At 67.7% G+C, this 17,830-nt stretch carries 12 protein-coding genes; 5 read left to right on the plus strand and 7 right to left on the minus strand.

Annotated elements, in window-relative coordinates; all coding sequences use genetic code 11:
* Positions 1-384: 384 nt before the first annotated feature.
* Positions 385-3,066, plus strand: coding sequence for an ATP-dependent Clp protease ATP-binding subunit (locus CIK71_RS14155; RefSeq protein ID WP_096166321.1), 2,682 nt, complete (start codon positions 385-387; stop codon positions 3,064-3,066).
* 121 nt (positions 3,067-3,187) lie between these two features.
* Here the strand turns inward: CIK71_RS14155 and CIK71_RS14160 are convergent, their stop codons facing one another.
* From CIK71_RS14160 to CIK71_RS14180, 5 genes are all read right to left on the minus strand, one after another.
* Positions 3,188-4,354, minus strand: a complete 1,167-nt coding sequence (locus CIK71_RS14160; protein ID WP_096166322.1) for a hypothetical protein — start codon at positions 4,352-4,354, stop codon at positions 3,188-3,190.
* 198 nt (positions 4,355-4,552) lie between these two features.
* The gene (gene leuS / locus CIK71_RS14165; protein ID WP_096166323.1) at positions 4,553-7,498 is read right to left on the minus strand and encodes a leucine--tRNA ligase; all 2,946 of its coding nucleotides are present in this window, start codon (positions 7,496-7,498) and stop codon (positions 4,553-4,555) included.
* A 269-nt stretch (positions 7,499-7,767) separates the two neighbouring features.
* On the minus strand, positions 7,768-9,180 hold the full coding sequence (locus tag CIK71_RS14170; RefSeq protein WP_096166324.1) for an extracellular solute-binding protein: 1,413 nt from the start codon (positions 9,178-9,180) through the stop codon (positions 7,768-7,770).
* The gene (locus CIK71_RS14175; RefSeq protein WP_096166325.1) at positions 9,177-10,100 is read right to left on the minus strand and encodes a carbohydrate ABC transporter permease; all 924 of its coding nucleotides are present in this window, start codon (positions 10,098-10,100) and stop codon (positions 9,177-9,179) included. Before CIK71_RS14175 ends, CIK71_RS14170 begins: the two co-directional genes overlap by 4 nt.
* Before the next feature lie 16 nt (positions 10,101-10,116).
* Positions 10,117-11,139: a carbohydrate ABC transporter permease gene (locus CIK71_RS14180; RefSeq protein WP_096166326.1), complete on the minus strand. Its 1,023-nt coding sequence runs from the start codon at positions 11,137-11,139 to the stop codon at positions 10,117-10,119.
* A gap of 267 nt (positions 11,140-11,406) precedes the next feature.
* Here CIK71_RS14180 and CIK71_RS14185 point away from each other — a divergent pair, with 267 nt between their 5' ends.
* On the plus strand, positions 11,407-12,768 hold the full coding sequence (locus CIK71_RS14185) for an ROK family transcriptional regulator (protein ID WP_176485658.1): 1,362 nt from the start codon (positions 11,407-11,409) through the stop codon (positions 12,766-12,768).
* A 33-nt stretch (positions 12,769-12,801) separates the two neighbouring features.
* Here CIK71_RS14185 and CIK71_RS14190 read toward each other — a convergent pair whose 3' ends face one another.
* Positions 12,802-13,728 carry an AEC family transporter gene (locus CIK71_RS14190; protein ID WP_096166328.1) on the minus strand — a complete coding sequence of 309 codons (927 nt, stop codon included), beginning with the start codon at positions 13,726-13,728 and terminating at the stop codon, positions 12,802-12,804.
* A gap of 92 nt (positions 13,729-13,820) precedes the next feature.
* Positions 13,821-14,246, minus strand: a complete 426-nt coding sequence (panD, locus tag CIK71_RS14195) for an aspartate 1-decarboxylase (RefSeq protein WP_096166329.1) — start codon at positions 14,244-14,246, stop codon at positions 13,821-13,823.
* 70 nt (positions 14,247-14,316) lie between these two features.
* Between panD and CIK71_RS14200 the strand changes: the two genes are divergently transcribed.
* The 3 genes from CIK71_RS14200 (at position 14,317) to CIK71_RS14210 (ending at position 17,822) form a co-directional block, all read left to right on the plus strand.
* On the plus strand, positions 14,317-16,098 hold the full coding sequence (locus CIK71_RS14200) for a DEAD/DEAH box helicase (protein WP_096166330.1): 1,782 nt from the start codon (positions 14,317-14,319) through the stop codon (positions 16,096-16,098).
* Positions 16,095-17,489 carry an L-serine ammonia-lyase gene (locus tag CIK71_RS14205; protein WP_096166331.1) on the plus strand — a complete coding sequence of 465 codons (1,395 nt, stop codon included), beginning with the start codon at positions 16,095-16,097 and terminating at the stop codon, positions 17,487-17,489. Before CIK71_RS14200 ends, CIK71_RS14205 begins: the two co-directional genes overlap by 4 nt.
* A 117-nt stretch (positions 17,490-17,606) precedes the next feature.
* Positions 17,607-17,822 (plus strand): ribbon-helix-helix domain-containing protein, encoded by a 216-nt coding sequence (locus tag CIK71_RS14210; RefSeq protein ID WP_096166332.1) that lies wholly within the window; start codon positions 17,607-17,609, stop codon positions 17,820-17,822.
* Positions 17,823-17,830: the final 8 nt, after the last annotated feature.

Below are 17,830 nucleotides of genomic sequence, written 5' to 3' on the forward strand. Positions count from 1 at the left end.
GGCGGCAGGGGAGAGGTCAGGGCCAGAGGAGCGGAGCGGACCGGAGGCATCATCGCGGCATCCCCCGCACGCGCCGATGTCTCTGTCCGTGGAGATGTTACAGCTGTCACCATCCATCATCGCTGATGCGGAGACCGCCCCGAGCGCATTGTGGACAGGCGCCGGCGGAGCGCCCGCCGCTGGCTCGAGCAGACCGGCACCGAGGACAAGGTTGAGCGGAATAGACTCAACCCAGGGTTCGTTGCAGGCAGTGAGCCGAGCGCGGTACCACCGGGCTCGCGGCACCACCGGACCGTGGTCCCGTAGTGCTGAAGAACCGAAGAACCGAAGAACCGAAGAACCGTAGAGACCTGAGAGACCAGACAGGCCAGGGAGAGGAGCATCGTGGAATTCCAGTTCACCACTCGTTCGCAGGAAGCGGTCACCGCTGCCGCGGAGAAGGCCGTCGAGCTCGGCAATCCGCAGATCAGCTCGATGCACCTGCTCTGGGTGCTGGCCGCTCAGACTGACGGCATCGGGCGCGCCGTGCTCACCGAGGTGGGCGCCGATCCGCAGGACGTCGCGCGACGCGCCGAGCAGGCTGTGCTCGGTCTGCCCCAGGTCACCGGCAGTGCGGGCGCCCAGCCCACCTTCGTCGGCACCGGCTTCGACGCCCTCGAGGCGGCGCGCCGCGAGGCCGATTCCCAGCACCGGACCTATCTGTCCACCGAGCACCTGATGATCGGCATCGCGCTCGGCAAGGACGCGGCGTCCCGGCTGCTCTCCGCCGTCGGCGCGACGCCGACCTCCCTTCGCGATGCCGTGACCCGACTGACCCCAGGAGATGAACGGATGACCCAGATGGACTCCCAGAACCCCGAAGGATCCTTCCAGAGCCTCGAGAAGTTCGGTGTCGACCTCACCGAACAGGCTCGGGAGGGCCGACTGGACCCGGTGATCGGACGCGACGGCGAGATCCGCCGTGTGGTGCAGGTGCTCTCGCGCCGCACCAAGAACAACCCGGTGCTGATCGGCGAGCCCGGCGTCGGCAAGACCTCCGTCGTGGAAGGGCTGGCCCAGCGCATCGTCGCCGGCGACGTGCCCGACTCGCTGCGCGGCAAGCGCCTGATCTCGCTGGACCTCTCTTCGATGGTCGCGGGCTCGAAGTACCGCGGTGAGTTCGAGGAGCGCATGAAGGCGGTGCTCGACGAGATCCGCACCAGCAACGGCCAGATCATCACGTTCATCGATGAGCTGCACACCGTGGTCGGCGCAGGAGGCAGCGGCGACGGCTCGATGGACGCCGGCAACATGCTCAAGCCCATGCTGGCCCGTGGCGAGCTGCGCATGGTCGGTGCGACCACCCTGGACGAGTACCGCGAGAACATCGAGAAGGATCCTGCGCTCGAACGGCGCTTCCAGCAGGTGTTCGTCGGCGAGCCCAGCGTCGAGGACACCATCACGATCCTGCGCGGGCTCAAGGACAAGTACGAGGCGCACCACAAGGTCTCGATCACCGATGCCGCACTGGTCGCCGCAGCGACGCTCTCGAGCCGCTACATCTCCGGGCGTCAGCTGCCGGACAAGGCGATCGACCTCGTCGATGAGGCGGCGTCGCGGCAGCGCATGGAGCTGGATTCGTCGCCGGAGCAGCTGGACATCCTGCGCAGGCAGGTGGACCGGCTCAAGATGGAGGAGCTCGCGCTCGACGGCAGCGACGATCCCGGCAGCATCGCGCAGCTGGAGTCGGTGCGCTCCCAGCTCGCCGATCGCAGCGAGCAGATGACGACCCTCTCGGCTCGATGGGAGCGGGAGAAGGCCGGACTCAACCTGGTCGGCGACCTCAAGGCCCAGCTGGAGAAGCTGCGCATGCGGGCCGACCGTGCCCAGCGAGAGGGCGACCTGACGGCAGCCTCCAAGATCCTCTACGGGGACATCCCCGAGCTCAAGATGCAGCTGGTGGATGCGGAGGAGAAGGAGGCCGCCGGGAGCCTCGAGGGAGACCGTCCGCTGGTCTCTGACCATGTGGGACCGGACGACATCGCCGATGTGGTGGGCAGCTGGACCGGCATCCCTGCAGGTCGGCTGCTGCAGGCCGAGAGTCAGAAGCTGCTGGACATGGAAGACCTCCTCGGCGAGCGCCTGATCGGCCAGCGCCGAGCCGTCGCCGAGGTCTCCGATGCCGTGCGGCGGTCACGCGCCGGGATCGCCGATCCGAATCGTCCCACCGGTTCGTTCCTGTTCCTGGGGCCGACGGGCGTGGGCAAGACGGAACTGGCCAAGGCGCTCGCGGACTTCCTCTTCGACGACGAGCGCGCCATGGTGCGCATCGACATGTCGGAGTACGGGGAGAAGCACACGGTCTCCCGTCTGGTCGGTGCCCCTCCGGGCTACGTCGGCTACGACGAGGGCGGTCAGCTGACCGAGGCCGTGCGCCGCAGGCCCTACTCGGTGGTGCTGCTCGACGAGATCGAGAAGGCCCATCCCGATGTGTTCGACGTCCTCCTCCAGGTGCTCGACGACGGTCGCCTGACCGACGGCCAGGGCCGCACCGTGGACTTCCGCTCCTCGATCCTCATCCTCACCTCGAACCTCGGGGCGCATGTCCTGCAGGACCAGTCGCTCGAGGAGAAGGAGAAGCACGAGCGGGTCATGCAGGTGGTGCGCGCCTCCTTCAAGCCCGAGTTCCTCAACCGGCTCGATGACGTGGTGATGTTCGATGCGCTCTCGCGCGAGCAGCTCTCGCGGATCGTGACCCTGCAGATCGCGGAGGTCGCCTCGCGTCTCGAGGATCGGCGCATCCGGCTCGAGGTCGACGAGGCGGCGACCCGATGGCTCGCCGCCGAGGGCTTCGACCCGATGTACGGAGCGCGTCCGCTGAAGCGCCTGGTCCAGAAGGAGATCGGTGACGGACTGGCCCGGTTGATCCTGAAGGGCGAGGTCCATGACGGCGAGAGCGTCGCCGTGGGTGTCCAGGAGGACGGCCACGGCCTGTCTCTGGTGGTCCTTCCGGAGGACGGAACGACGCCGGAGCAGTCCGGCTCGTCGACGGGCGAGGAGCAGGAGGAGCCGACCGCGGAGGCGTGAGTCTCCGCGCACGGTCCCGAGGCGGCCTGAGCCGTCCTGGCCCGCAGCAGCCGATCACCTGATCGCCTCGCAGGGTCGGGTCTCCTCGCGAGGCGCTGCTTCCCGTTCGGATCCGGTCTCATCACCGGGCATCCCAGGGGAGCGGCGCCTCGCGGCGTCGCATGTCGTACCAGGTCTCCGAATCCAGCACGCTCTCCCGGACGCCTTCGACACGGTCGGCGATCTCGCGGTGGGCGTGCTCGAGGTCCCGCAGCGAGTCAGCGGCCTCCGGGCTGACAGGCTCGACGGCATCGGCCGCGTGTCCAGCCATGTCCGCGCTGACTCCGGGAAGCTCCGAGATCGGACCGGAGGTGGCCATCTCGCCGAGCGCCTCCAGGTGCCGATACCCGCCCCGTTCCATCGCCCTGGCCGCCCCGGCGAGATCACCCTCGCCCAGGGCATCGATCACCTCACCACCCGCTTGGGAGTAGTTGGCGAAGAGGTGGTCGACGCCGTGCACGATGCCTGCCGCCGTCGAGTTCTCCCCGATCAGGAGCGAGGAGGCGTCCAGCGGCACCCGCGCCAGAGAGACGGCTGGTGTGAACTCGTCATGGCCGCTGTCGATCAGGGCTGCCTCGGCCCCATCCAGCGCCTCACCTGCCATCGTGTGGGCGTCCAGCACCGCCTGCCCGCCGGCGGTGTAGACGTTTCCGCGCAGCGCTGTACGTCGTGCCAGCTCACCGCGCTCGAGCGACTCCTGCGTGAGGCCGTATTCCTCGCTCTGGGGCAGTTCGCCGCCGTGGTGCGGAAGCCGCGGTACGAACGGACCGGCGAACGGCGGAATGCTCCACGGCTCGTTGAGCTTCCGCCAGACGCCGGCGATCTTCTCGTGGTCGATCGGATGACGGAAACCGGGATCCACCTCGGGGAACAGAGTGAACTTCCCGGATCGGGGAGCGGTGGCCGAACCTGTCCCCGTGAAGGGCGCCCTCAACGGGTCGATCCCGCCCGCCCTCACCGCGAAGCCGGGATCGGCGAACGGGTCGGCCCGGGACGCATCGGACTGCTGAGCGGATTCGTCGTGCAGCCGGCGCGCGTGCTCGCGCAGGATCCCGCACAGGTCGGCGCCCTGGCGGGCCACGGTCGCGGTCCGTGCCCGGTGGTCGTCAGCGTCCGGCCCCGTCCAGGTGACCGCCGCTGACGCACCTCGCAGAGCGTCGAACAGTGCGATCAGCCGCTCGACGCGCTCGACGACCTCCGCGGCGAGCTCGTCCATGGTCTCGGTGTCGCATCCCCAGATGGTGTCCATGCACAGAACGTAGCCAGACGTGCCGGGCGCATGCCGAGGAGGCCGGTCGCCTGTGGACGGAGCCGGTCCGGCCCGCGATGTGGAGGAACGGTCGCCCGGGGCAGGCAGGTGCGGACCCTGCAGCACAGCCCGCCCGACGGACGCAGAGCGGCCCCGGGACCTCGAGGTCCCGGGGCCGCAGACGCCTCGCGCGAACGCTCAGACCACGATGTTCACGATCTTCGGGGCGCGCACGATGACCTTGCGGATCGTCTGACCCTCGAGCACCTCCTGGACGCGCTCCTCCGCCATCACACGGGCCTCGAGATCGGCCTCGGAGATCTCCGGGTCCACCTCGATGCGGTGGCGCACCTTGCCCTTGACCTGGACGACGCAGGTGACCATGTCGGCCTTGACCAGCTCAGGATCGGCCACCGGATAGGGCGCACGGCTGATCGAGTCGTCGTGGCCCAGGCGCGACCACAGCTCCTCGGCCAGGTGCGGCGCCAGCGGGGCCACCATCAGCACCAACGGCTCGACGGCCTCGCGCGGTGCCGTGCCGACCTTCGTCAGGTGGTTCACCAGCTCGATGAGCTTGGCGATCGCCGTGTTGAAGTGCATCTGGGACATGTCGCGGCTCACGCCATCGATCGCCCGGTGCGTGGCCTGCTGCGTTGCGAGATCGGCCGGTGCGTCGGAGACGACCATGTCGCCGGTCTCCTCGTCGACCGCCAAGCGCCACAGCCGCTGGAGGAAGCGCTGGGAGCCGACGACCGCGCGGGTCTCCCAGGGTCGCGACACGTCCAGCGGGCCCATCGACATCTCGTAGACGCGCAGGGTGTCCGCGCCGAACTCCTCGTACATGTCGTCCGGCGCCACGGCGTTCTTCAGGGACTTGCCCATCTTCCCGTACTCCTGGGTGACGGGTTCGCCCTGGTAGGAGTACGTGCCGTCGGCCTCCGCCACGACCTCCTCGGCCGGGACGTACACCCCGCGGGAGTCGGTGTAGGCGTAGGCCTGGATGTACCCCTGGTTGAACAGCCGGTGGAAGGGCTCCTGGCTGGAGACGTCCCCGCGGTCGAACAGCACCTTGTGCCAGAAGCGTGCGTACAGCAGGTGCAGGACGGCGTGCTCGACGCCCCCCACGTACAGGTCCACGCCGCCGACGCCGCCGTCCTCGCGTGCGCCCAGCCAGTACTCCTCGTTCTCCGCCCGCACCAGGACGTCATCCTCGGTCGGATCGATGTAGCGCAGGTGGTACCAGGAGGAGCCTGCCCACTGGGGCATCGTGTTGGTCTCGCGCAGGTACGTCTTGGGGCCCTCACCCAGATCCAGCTCGACCTCCACCCAGTCGTCCGCCCGCGACAGCGGAGTCTGCGGTTCGGTGTCGGCGTCCATCGGATCGAACGTCTTGGGGGAGAAGTCCGCGACCTCGGGCAGGTCGACTGGCAGCATCGACTCGGGCAGCGGGATCGGCACCTCGGGGTGCGCGGGGTCGTAGACGATCGGGAACGGCTCGCCCCAGTAGCGCTGGCGGGAGAACAGCCAGTCCCGCAGGCGGAATGTGGTGCGAGCACGCCCGAAGCCCCGGTCCTCGGCGTACTGCGTCGCGCGGGCCTTCGCCTCGTCCTTGTCCAGGCCGTTCAGGTCCAGATCCGCATTGGCCGAGTTGATCTTCTCGCCGTCGCCGGTCCAGGCCCCGCCCTCGAAGTCGTCGGCCGGCTTCACGGTGCGGATGATCGGCAGCTCGAACCGGTCGGCGAAGGCGAAGTCACGCTCGTCCTCGGCCGGCACGGCCATGATGGCGCCGGTGCCATAGCCCGTCAGCACGTAGTCCGCCGTGAACACGGGGACCTCGCGGCCGTCCATCGGGTTCGTGGCGATCAGACCGGTGAACACGCCGGTCTTCTCACGGTCCTCCGCGGTGCGCTCGTCTTCACCGAGCGAGGCGGCTCGCACACGGTAGGCCTCGACGGCCGCACGCGGGGTGGCCGCGCCGCCGGTCCAGGCGTCCTTGGTGCCCTCGGGCCATTGCGCGGGCAATGCGGACGGATCCTCGAGCAGCGAATGCTCGGGGGACAGGACGCAGAACGTCGCACCGAACAGCGTGTCTGCACGCGTGGTGAAGACGTCGAAGGACGCCTCGGGGTTCCCGGCCAGTCCGGCTGCGGGGAAGGTGATCTGCGCGCCGTCGCTGCGGCCGATCCAGTTGCGCTGCATCGAACGGATCGACTCGGGCCAGTCCACCCGGTCCAGATCGTCGATCAGACGGTCGGCGTAGGCGGTGATCCGCATGTTCCACTGCCGCAGGCGGCGGGTGAACACCGGGAAGTTGCCGCGCTCGGAACGGCCCTCGGTCGTGACCTCCTCGTTGGCCAGGACGGTCCCCAGCCCTGGGCACCAGTTCACCGGGGTCTCGGAGATGTAGGTCAGACGGAAGGAATCAGCCAGGCGGGAGATCTCCGCGTCGGACGCGGCGGTGACGTCGGCGACGGAGCGGCCGACCCACGTCTCAGGCAGGGTGATGCTCTGGCGGTCCGCCAGGGCGAACGGGTCCACGGTGCCCGCGCGCAGCTCCGCGCGCAGCTCGGCGATCGGGCGGGCCCGGCCGGTGATGCCGTCGGCGTTGGTCGCTTCGGGGTCGTACCAGGAGTCGAAGATCCGCAGGAAGATCCACTGGGTCCACTTCATGAACTCGGGATCCGTGGTGGCCAGCGAACGGCGGGAGTCATGGGACAGGCCCAGGCGGTGCAGCTGACGGCGCATGTTCGCGACGTTCGACTCGGTGGTGGTGCGCGGATGCGTGCCGGTCTGTACGGCGTACTGCTCCGCCGGCAGGCCGAAGGCGTCGTAGCCCATCGTGTACAGCACGTTCTTGCCCATCATCCGCTGATGACGGGCGACGACGTCCGTGGCGATGTAGCCCAGCGGATGCCCCACGTGCAGCCCGGACCCGGAGGGGTACGGGAACATGTCCATGATGTACATCTTCTCGGCGGGCTCGGAGCTCGCCGTAGCGGCCTGTGCGAGGGAGTCCGTGGTGGCACGCAGCGAACCCACCGGGTTGTCGGCGAAGAAGGTGCCCTCCTCGTCCCATCGCTGCTGCCAGCGGCGTTCGATCTCGTCCGCCACGGCGGCGGTGTATCGGTACGGGGCCTCGCTCATGGATGAATCGTCCTCCGAAAGTTCAGTGCGGCGAACGCCGCCAGGTGTCTCGTGACATGAAAAAACCCTCGCGCAGGCGAGGGGAGCCGCGTCGGGGCCCGCACAGGCGCACCTGCGCGGTCAGGAGCGCGGGGCGGGCGCGAACATTGTCCGACGCGGCTGCATAAGCAGAAGCCGTCGTGTCACATGGTCATGGTACCGCGCCCCCGGTCCTGCATCACGAGGGCAAGCCGAGGGCGCGGTGAGAGGCATCCGAATAGCGTCACGCCTCACATGTTGTCGGCATCCTCCGGTAGGAAGTTGGGGTCTGGCTGCCCGAAGCCTTCTGGGAGCTTAATTGGGCAGAACTGCTGCATTGTTGGGTTCACGTATTCCTGAGCGATGGTCACCGCGTCCTCGGGGCTCTGTGATTTCTGATTCAGACTATCCTGCAGCGTAAACATCGCATCCCATATTTTCGTGCCGACCGGCAGTGGCAGTCGAGATTGCGCGTACGGCATTTGGTCGACAAAAAACTGGATCGCGGGGTCGTAGGCTTCGCGGTCTTTAGCGGCTTCTACGTATGTCGGGATCTTCGCGATTCCGGGCATGTAAATCTTTTGACCCTCGTATCCGGCATAAAATTTCATGAGCTCCCATGCGGACTTCGACATGCTGGAACCCTTGGGCATGGCGAAGGAGAACCCTCCGGCCCAATTGAAAGGTTCCCCACCCGAGTCGGCGATTGGCAGGTGCGTCAAGCCGTAGCGAAGATCGGGCTTGTATTTCTTGAGGCTTCCAACCGAGTCAGGGACGCTGATTTGGAACAGTTGCCGGCCAGAGAAGAAGGAGGTCTGACTGGGGGGAGCGTTGGGTGGCTGGTACGTGGCCTTAAAGGCGTCGACGCGCGGAAAATCGAGTCTGTCAGCCCATTCCGCGTATATTTTTGCAACATTTAGCATTTCGTCTGAGTCCAGTGTGACGTTGCACGACTCGTTGTTGAACATCGAAACGCCGTAAGCGTATGCCCACATGAGCAGCGACCCCTGGTCGTCCCAAGGTATCCACGTGAGCTTCTCGTAGGTTCCGCGCGAGTCTTGAATGTTGAAGGAGTCGTTAATTTCCCACATCTGCTCAATGGTCATTGGCCCGGTCTCGGGGTCGAGAAGGTCTGGGTCAATGTCGGCCTCTTCGGCAAGGTCTTTATTGTAGAAAAGAGCTCTGGTGTCGGTGTCTAACGGGAGCCCATAATATTGGCCGTCGTAAAAGAGCTCATCTGTAGCGAACTTGACCCAGTTAGACATGAACTCTTCCGGGGAGACCTTTTCGTATTCCTCGATTAGGTCATCAATTGGCTCGAGTAGTCCGAGGGAAGCGTACTGTGCCCCATTGAATCGGTCCATCCAGAAGATATCGGGGCCAGTTCTGCCTCTTACGGCGGTGATGACTGGAGAGTTATCGCCAGCACCGTTGTCGGGGGCGACCGAGACGTTTACCTTTATTTCGGGGTACTGTTCGGAGAATGCTTCGAGGACGGCAGTCTGAGTGTCTTCGAAACTATTGGAGACGCCCCAAACTCTTACTGTGTCGGGGTCGCGGTCGTCTCCGACAGGTCGGTCGGTGCAGCCGACGATCGAGCCGCCGGCGATGGTGACGCTCGCTCCGGCACCGAGGGCGCGCAGCAGGGTCCGACGATTGATCACTTAAAACCTCCGAGAGTGATGCCGCTGATGAAGTAGCGCTGGAACATGAAGAACAGGATGACCAGCGGCAGCAGCACCAGGAACGAGGCGGCCATGAGCAGGTTGAACTGGATGTCCTGAGCATTGACGGAGCGGAACACCTGCATACCGATCGACAGTGTCTGTTTGCTGGCGTCCTGAAGGTAGATCAGGGGGCCCATGAAGTCGTTCCATGTGCCGACCGCCGCGAAGATCGCGATCACCGTGACCGCGGGACGCGCAGTGGGGAACACGATCCGCCAGGCGATGGACCATTCGCTGGCGCCGTCGACACGTGCCGCGTCCATCATGTCCTTCGGCGTCTGCAGCATGAACTGTCGCAGGAGGAAGGTGAAGAACCCGCCGGCGAACAGTGCCGGCGCGATCAACGGCACCCAGGTGTTCACGAAGCCGAGGCCCGCCCACATGTCGAACATCGGGATCAGGGTGACGGGGAAGGGCAGGAACAGGGTGGCCAGCACGATGAAGAACACCTTGTTCCGCCCGGGCCACTCGATGCAGGCGAAGCCGTACGCCACGATGAAATTCGAGATCACGCTGAAGACCACCACGCTGATCGTGATGATCGCGGTGTTCCGGAAGAACGTCCAGAACGGCATCACGGTGACGGCGTCGGAGAAGTTCTGCCACCGGAACTCGGTGGGGAACAGGGTGGGCGGGAACTGTGCGAGCTCCTCGGGCGTCTTCAGCGCGGAGATGAGCATCCAGTACAGCGGGAGCGAGAACAGGATGAGCACGAGGAGCATCACGAGGCGCGAGATCCAGGCGCCCACCGGGCTCTGCCGGGAGCCGTCCGCGTTGCGGCCGTAGTCGGACCGCGACTTGAGCTTGGGGGACTGACCGAGATTCTGCGTCCCGGTCTCGAGAGTATTGATAGCCATGTCTGTGTTCTGCTCCTCAGCCGGCCGACACGTCGTAGTTCACGAACCGGCGCGAGAGCCAGTAGATGAGTCCGGCCAGCACCATGCCGAACAGGAACAGCAGCACGGCCAATGCGGAGGCGAAGCCGAGCTGCCCGTACGAGAAGGCGTTGCGGTACAGGTACAGCATGTAGAACAGCGTCGAGTTGTCCGGGCCGCCGTTGGTCATGATGAACGCCTCGGTGAACACCATCATCGCGCCGGAGACGCCCGTGATCAGGTTGAACAGGATCGTGGGAGTCAGCAGCGGAACGGTGATCGAGAAGAACTGGCGGAACTTGCCCGCGCCGTCGATGCGTGCTGCTTCGTAGAGCGTCTCGGGAATGTTCCGCAGGCCCGCCAGATAGATGAGCGCGGCGTTGCCTGCGCCCAGCTGGGCCATCACGATCATCACGATCTTCGCGTAGCGCGGCTCGCCCAGCAGGTTGGTGTCCGGCATGCCGAACAGGCCCAGGAACTGGTTCACGATGCCGAACTGGGGGTTCACGAACACGATGAAGATGAACGACATCGCGAACATCGGGATCAGCGAGGGCAGGTACAGCAGGGTGCGGTAGATCGCGACCTCGCGCACGTTGCGGTTCATCGCCATTGCCAGCAGCAGGGCCACGATCAGACCGATCGGCACCGCCAGCAGCATGTAGTAGACGGTGTTGCCCACCGAGGTGTGCACCATCGGATCGGCGAACGCGGCGATGTAGTTCTGGAACCCGATGAATGTCGGAGTCTGCATCCCCGAGTACTGCGTCAGGCTGATCACGAAGGAGTAGATCAGCGGATAGATGACGAAGACAGCGACCCCGATGATCCACGGTGAGATGAAGAGGAGTCCCAGTCGGAGATTCCGCTTCTCTCGTCCCGTCAGCTTCCTCTTGGCGGATCTACCGCCACCGCCGTTCTGGGCTCGGGGCCCGCTCCGCGCAGTGAGGTCGGCGGCGGGGACGGAACCGGGAGACCCGGTCCTCGGTGTGCCCGTCGCGACGGCATCGCTCGCGCTCATCGCTCTCCCTTCGGATTCTCGCCGCGCCTCCATCGGTGCGGTGACACGGGAAGATCAGGCGTCGGTGCCTTCGTGACCGTCTCCATCCGGGCCACGTCTTCCCGTGTGAGGTAGGTTACTCACACCGATGGACTAAAGGCAATAACCGCTTAAGCGGTTGCGTCGTCGGACTGGAAACTGGCTGGGCACGACGGCACGACGGCACGACGGCACGACAGCAAGACACCAAGACACCAAGACACGAGGAGAACTGTGCGCGGATCATCGATGACCGACATCGGCGAGTACAACGAGAGGCTGGTGCTCCATACGATCCGCAGCTCGCCCGAGGGGATCGGGCAGTCGGACGTGGTCCGCCGCAGCGGTCTCTCCCGCCAGGCCGTCTCCCTGATCACCCGGCGCCTGATCGCCGAGGGCATGATCGAGCAGGCGGGCCGGCGCGTCTCCGGGCCGGGGAAGCCGCACACGCTGCTGCGCGTGGTCGCCGATGCCCGTCTCACGATCGGTGTGCATCTGGATCCGGCGCACATCACTGTGGTCGTCTGCGATCTGGCGGCCCGTCCCGTCGCCCGGGCCACCCTCGATCCGCCGACCGACGACCCGCAGGCGGACATCTCCCGCATCGCCGCGAAGATCGACGGGCTCACGCTGTCGCTCGGGGCCGCCGCTGCACCGTCGCGTCCGGCCGGGGCCGATGCTGACCTCGCTGCCGGGGGTGATGTGGCTGGTGGCGGATCAGCGGGCACTGGGGGAGGTCGCGGCCCGACGGGGCCTGAGGCACGAGAGGACGCCCTCTCCGGGGTGGGTGCTGAGGGGCCGCCGGGCGCAGCGGATGGACTGGCCACGCGACGTCGGCTGCTCGGCATCGGGATCGCGGCGCCCGCCGGCCTCGATGCCACCGCCGGCATCCTGCGCGACCCGCCCTGGATGCCCGGCTGGCGCGACATCCCGATCGTGGAGGAGCTGAGCGCTGCGACGGGCCTGCCCGCAGTGCTGGGAAAGGACACCAACGCGGCGCTGACCGGCGAGATCTGGTCGCGCCACCTCGAGAGCACCCAGACCGTGCTGTACATGTACGTGGGCCACGGCGTCGGCTCGGCGGTCAGCGCCAACGGCGCCGTGCACCGAGGGGGGACCACCCAGGCCGGCGAGATCGGCCACCTGCCCATCGGGCGCGGAGACGACGCCTGCAACTGCGGACGCTACGGATGCCTGTGCCTGTACACCGACGCGCCGGTGCTCGTGCGTTCGGCCCAGCAGGCCGGGGTCCCGGTGCGCGACGCGGCCGGGATGACGGCGGCGATCGATGCTCTGGCTGCTGAGGCCGAGCGCGGCTCCGAACCGGCACAGGAGATCATCGCCGGCCACGGACGTGCACTGGGGGAGGCGATCCGCATCCTCGCTGGCGTCCACGATCCTCAGCGGATCATCATCGGGGGGCCCACCTGGCCGGCGCTGCGTGCGCTCGCGGAGCGGCCGGCTCACGAACAGGTGTCGCAGTGGCTGCAGGGCGCACACGCGACGATGGAGTCCTCGCACCTGGGCGATGACATCGGGGCGATCGGGGCGGCCTGCCTCTTCCTGGACCAGGAGCTCGCGCCGGGCAGCAGCACCGCCGGATCGCTGTGAGGAGGGGCCTGCGCAGCAGAGGCCCGGTCGCGGTCAGACCCCGAGCACTCCCGAGATCAGCAACAGCACCACAACGGTGCCGATGGTCGTGATCAGCACCGTGTCTCGTGCGAGGTTCTCCGCGGCGCGGTAGCGGGCGGCGGCCACGTACACGTTCTGTGCGGTGGGCAGGGCCGCCATCACGACCACTTCGTACAGGGAGTGTCCGCGCAGCCCGAACAGCAGCCCGATCCCGAGGGCGATCAGCGGCATGGCCACGAGCTTCGCGCCCGAGGAGACGGCGATCAGGCCGCGGTATCCGTCGGCCTTCGCGAGGGGACGGGAGCCGTGCAGGGAGAGCCCGTAGGCCAGCAGCATCCCGGGGATCGCCATGTCGGCCAGGGACTGGATCGGCTCGAGCACGACGTCAGGGACCGGTACCCGCGCGAGCGAGAGGACCAGTCCGACGGCCGCAGCGATGATCGTGGGGTTCGCGGCGACGCTGCGGGCGATCCCGGCCGGGCCCAGGGACTCCTTCTCCGTGATCTGGTGCAGCACGAAGAGGTACAGCGGGTTGTAGACGGCCTGCTGGAAGAGGATCACCGGCAGGGCGTGGGAGATGTCCCCGAGCACATAGGCCGCGATGGGGAAGCCCATGTTCGCGCCGTTGACCACCGAGCCGCTGATCGCGGCGACCACGAGCTCGGTGCCGCGGCGCTCACTGAACACTCGCAGCACGAGCAGCAGCAGGGCGCCGGTCCCCAGTCCGGAGATCCCGGCGACCGCCATCGGCACCGAGAAGATCTCCTGCACGTCCGAGCTCAGCAGGCCCACGAGCACCAGGGCGGGGGAGGCGATGAAGAAGGTCGCCCGGTTCAGGACATAGCGCCCGTGCGGGCCGAGGATGCCGGCGCGCCCGGCCACCCAGCCCACGGCGATGAGCGACCAGACGATGAAGAACCCGGCCAGGACTCCGGTCATGAGAGAGCGCGGGGACGACGGGTGATCACGAGGACGATCCTAGACGGCACACGGGAAAGGGGTTCCCGTGTCCGTGGCGAGACTGCGGAGGCTCAGACGATGCCGCGGGATTCGCGGCCGCTGACCTGGTCGGGCATGCCGGGAACCGGCTGAGCTCCGTCGTGGCCGATCGCGACGATGCGGTTGCTCTCATCGACATGGACCACGCGGGGCCGATGCGAGGAGATCTCCGTCTCGTCGAGTTGGCCGTACGCCATGATGATCACCAGGTCGCCGGGGGTGACCAGATGGGCGGCCGCACCGTTGATCCCGATCACGCCGCTGCCGCGCTCGCCGTCGATGATGTAGGTGACGAGGCGGTGACCATTGGTGATGTCCACGATGGAGACCTGCTCGTTCTCGACCAGGCCGGCTGCCTCGGTGAGATCGGGGTCGATCGTCACCGAGCCCACGTAGTGCAGGTCTGCCTGCGTGACGGTGGCCCGGTGGATCTTCGAAGTCATGAGTGTGCGCAACATCGTCCTGACAGTCTCCCACGGTGGACACATGCGGGATGATGGCGGTGTTCGTATCGTCAGGAGGATCACCATGCCCAAGGCCCGTCGCCGACCCGCCCACAGCGCGGAGCGCTTCGAGGACATGGCTCTGCCCGATGAACTGATCGGTGTCCTCGCCGATCAGGGACTCGAGCGTGCCTTCGAGATCCAGTCCGCGATCCTGCCCGACGCGCTCGCCGGCCGTGATGTGCTCGCCCGCGCCGAGACCGGCTCGGGCAAGACGCTCGCGTTCACGCTCGCGATGACCGCTCGCTTCCGGGGCCGCAAGGTGCACCGCAAGCGCCCGCTCGGGATCGTGCTGGTGCCGACCCGTGAGCTCGCCGTCCAGGTTGTCGACACCATCCATCCCTTCGCGCGTGCGGTGGGCGTGAAGGCGCAGCTGGTCGCCGGGGGGATGAACATCGAGAAGCAGGCCGACGCGGTCGCCCGCGGCGTCGGGATCATCGTCGCCACGCCCGGCCGCCTGATCGACCTCGCCGAGCGCGGGGCCCTCCAGCTGGACCTGGTCGAGAGCACCGTCATCGACGAGGCCGATCACATGGCGGACCTCGGTTTCCTGCCCGATGTGCGCGACATCCTCGCAGCGATCCCGATGGGGACCCAGAAGATGCTCTTCTCCGCCACGCTCGACGGCCAGGTCGAGGACATCGTCGACACCTTCCTGGTCGATCCCGTCAGCCACGAGACCACGCCGGTCTCGGCCGCGGTGACCACGATGGATCACCACGTGCTCGCCATCGAGCCCTCCGCCAAGCGATCGGTCACCGCCCAGCTCGGAGCGCGCGAAGGCCGCACCCTGATGTTCACGCGCACCCAGCTCGGTGCCGAGCGCGTCGCCCAGGAGCTCCTCGAGGTCGGGGTGCGCGCCGCTGCGCTCCACGGCAACAAGCAGCAGGGCCTGCGCATCAACGTGCTGGCGGGCTTCCGCGAGGGCGCGTATCCCGTGCTGGTCGCGACCGACGTCGCCGCCCGCGGCCTCCACATCGATGACGTGACGATGGTCGTGCACGTCGATCCCTCCGACGATCTCAAGGAGTACGTGCACCGCTCCGGTCGCACCGCTCGAGCCGGCGCCACCGGCGTGGTCGTCACGCTCGCCCTGCCCCACCAGGTCAACAAGACCCGGGGCATCGTCTCCGACGCCGGCGTGGAGGCCGCCTGGGCCGATGTCGCCTCGGCGGACGACCCCGCGCTGGACCGGCTCGGCGGGCAGGATCCCTCCGGCGAGCCCGCCGAGGATCCGGCGCTCGTGAAGTACAAGGGGGCACCCCGCAAGCTCGACATCAACCGCACCTCCGGGGCCGATGCGCGTCGCGCCGAGGAGCGTCGTGCGAACGAGGAGCGTCGCGCCTCTTGGGAGGAGGAGCCCGAGGGGCCCGCCCAGGGTGGTCGCGGCGGAGCCCGTGGAGGACGGGGCGGTCGCGGAGCCGCCCCCTCACGCGGCGGTGCCGCCCGTGGTGGAGCCGCTCGTGGAGGAGGCCGCGGAGGCCGCGGAGGACGGTCCGAGACGGCCGGTGCGGAGAGGTCCCGCCCGTCCTCGTCCCGACCGGCCGGCGGCCGACGGGGCCAGCGCACTGCGGACTCGTCGGAGCGTGATGCCGCAAGCCGTGATCCGCGTGGTCGCGGCGGTTCGGGCAAGGGCGGCGGCGGTTTCACCGGCGGCAAGGGGGACCAGGGCAGCAGAGGTCGTTCCGGAGGCAAGGGCGCCAAGGGCGGTCCGGGAGGCAAGGGCGGTCCGGGAGGGAAGGGCGCCAAGGGCGGCCCCCGTTCCGGAACGTCGTCGCGCAGTCCGCGTCGGGGCGGCGGACGATGAGCATCAGCACCTTCGATCTGTTCAAGATCGGGATCGGCCCGTCGAGCTCTCACACCGTCGGACCGATGCGCGCGGCGGCTCAGTTCGCCCGCGAGGTGCTCCAGGAGGCGAGCGTCGCCTCCCGCATTGCCCGGGTCGAGGTGCACCTGTACGGATCGCTGGCCGCCACGGCGACGGGGCACGGCACCCTGGACGCCGTGGTCATGGGACTCGAGGGCAACGACCCCGAGCACGTCGACCCGGTGACGGGCCGTGAGCGCGTGGCGGCGATTGAAGCCGATGGCGGCCTTCTCCTCGGCGGCTTGCTCGCCATCGACCTGCGGCCCTCCACCATCGTGCTGCACCCCCTCACGATCCTTCCCCAGCACCCCAACGGCATGACCTTCCTCGCCCTCGACGCCGCGGGCGAGGAGCTCGTGCGTCGGCCGATGTTCTCCGTGGGCGGCGGCTTCGTGCTGGACGAGGCGGACATGGACCGTCCGATCGCCGAGGTGGCGTCCGAGGGGGAGGGGCGCACGATCTTCACCACGGGGGACGAGCTGCTGCGGGTGTGCGAGGACCGCGGGATCTCCGTCTCCGACGCGATGCTCCTGCGCGAGCGCCAATGGCGCAGCGACGAGGAGATCCGTTCCGGGCTGCTGCGCATCTGGCGCGCCATGGAGGACTGCATCGACCGAGGGGTGCACATCAGCGGCGTGCTCCCGGGCGGCCTCGAGGTCAAGCGCCGCGCCTCCTCCTGGTACGACTCCCTCAGCGCCGAGGACCCGGTGCGCCTGCCCATGAACGCCTTCGAGTGGGTCTCGCTCGCCGCCCTCGCCGTCAACGAGGAGAACGCTGCCGGAGGCCGCGTAGTCACCGCGCCCACCAACGGCGCCGCCGGCATCATCCCGGCCGTGCTGTACTTCGCGACCACCTACATCGAGGGCGTCGACCCCGAGGAGATCGCGGTGCGCTTCCTGCTCACCGCCGGGGCGATCGGTTCGCTGTACAAGGAGCACGCCTCGATCTCGGGGGCCGAGGTGGGATGCCAGGGCGAGGTCGGTTCGGCCTGCTCGATGGCTGCCGCAGCCCTGTGCGAGGCGATGGGCGGCAAGCCCGCCCAGGTCGAGAACGCCGCCGAGATCGCCATGGAGCACAACCTGGGGCTGACCTGCGATCCCGTCGGTGGCCTGGTGCAGGTGCCATGCATCGAGCGCAACGCCATGGCGGCCGTCAAGGCGATCACTGCGGCACGCTTCGCCCTGCGCGGCACGGGCGAGCACTTCGTCTCGCTGGACACCGTCATCGAGACCATGCGCCAGACGGGCAAGGACATGAACGCGCGCTACAAGGAGACCGCGATGGGCGGGCTCGCTGTCACTGCGGTCCCGGTCAGCCTCCCCGACTGCTGAGCCGCATCGGCCGTGGCGTCCTCGCGCCCGGGCGGCGGTCGCACACGAGTTTCCCTGTCCCTGGCGGGCCTCCCACGGGCCTCTTGACAGCTCTCTCTAGGTTGCTAGCATTCTGTCATGGAAGACAGTTCGGAGACCCCTCCACCGGCCCCCAAGGTCCAGTTCAACGTGTACCTCCCCAAGGATCTCGTCGTCGCCGTCAAGCATCGCGCGATCGACGAGTCCACGAGCCTCAGCGCTCTCGTCGACAGAGCGCTGACGCAGTACCTCTCCGCCCCGCCGTCCCCGTCGACCCCGTCTTCCCCGTCCGATCTTCACCGCAAAGACGCCTGAGGAGCACA

The sequence above is a fragment of the Brachybacterium alimentarium genome, from assembly GCF_002332425.1.
GTDB lineage: Bacteria > Actinomycetota > Actinomycetes > Actinomycetales > Dermabacteraceae > Brachybacterium > Brachybacterium alimentarium.

What these genes read in the sequence shown, in the direction of transcription:
- CIK71_RS14160 (WP_096166322.1), bottom strand. Translation starts at nt 4,354, where the DNA reads ATGGACACCATCTGGGGATGCGACACCGAGACCATGGACGAGCTCGCC.
- leuS (WP_096166323.1), bottom strand. Translation starts at nt 7,498, where the DNA reads ATGAGCGAGGCCCCGTACCGATACACCGCCGCCGTGGCGGACGAGATC.
- CIK71_RS14175 (WP_096166325.1), bottom strand. Translation starts at nt 10,100, where the DNA reads ATGGCTATCAATACTCTCGAGACCGGGACGCAGAATCTCGGTCAGTCC.
- CIK71_RS14180 (WP_096166326.1), bottom strand. Translation starts at nt 11,139, where the DNA reads ATGAGCGCGAGCGATGCCGTCGCGACGGGCACACCGAGGACCGGGTCT.
- CIK71_RS14185 (WP_176485658.1), top strand. Translation starts at nt 11,407, where the DNA reads ATGACCGACATCGGCGAGTACAACGAGAGGCTGGTGCTCCATACGATC.
- CIK71_RS14190 (WP_096166328.1), bottom strand. Translation starts at nt 13,728, where the DNA reads ATGACCGGAGTCCTGGCCGGGTTCTTCATCGTCTGGTCGCTCATCGCC.
- panD (WP_096166329.1), bottom strand. Translation starts at nt 14,246, where the DNA reads ATGTTGCGCACACTCATGACTTCGAAGATCCACCGGGCCACCGTCACG.
- CIK71_RS14200 (WP_096166330.1), top strand. Translation starts at nt 14,317, where the DNA reads ATGCCCAAGGCCCGTCGCCGACCCGCCCACAGCGCGGAGCGCTTCGAG.
- CIK71_RS14205 (WP_096166331.1), top strand. Translation starts at nt 16,095, where the DNA reads ATGAGCATCAGCACCTTCGATCTGTTCAAGATCGGGATCGGCCCGTCG.
- CIK71_RS14210 (WP_096166332.1), top strand. Translation starts at nt 17,607, where the DNA reads ATGGAAGACAGTTCGGAGACCCCTCCACCGGCCCCCAAGGTCCAGTTC.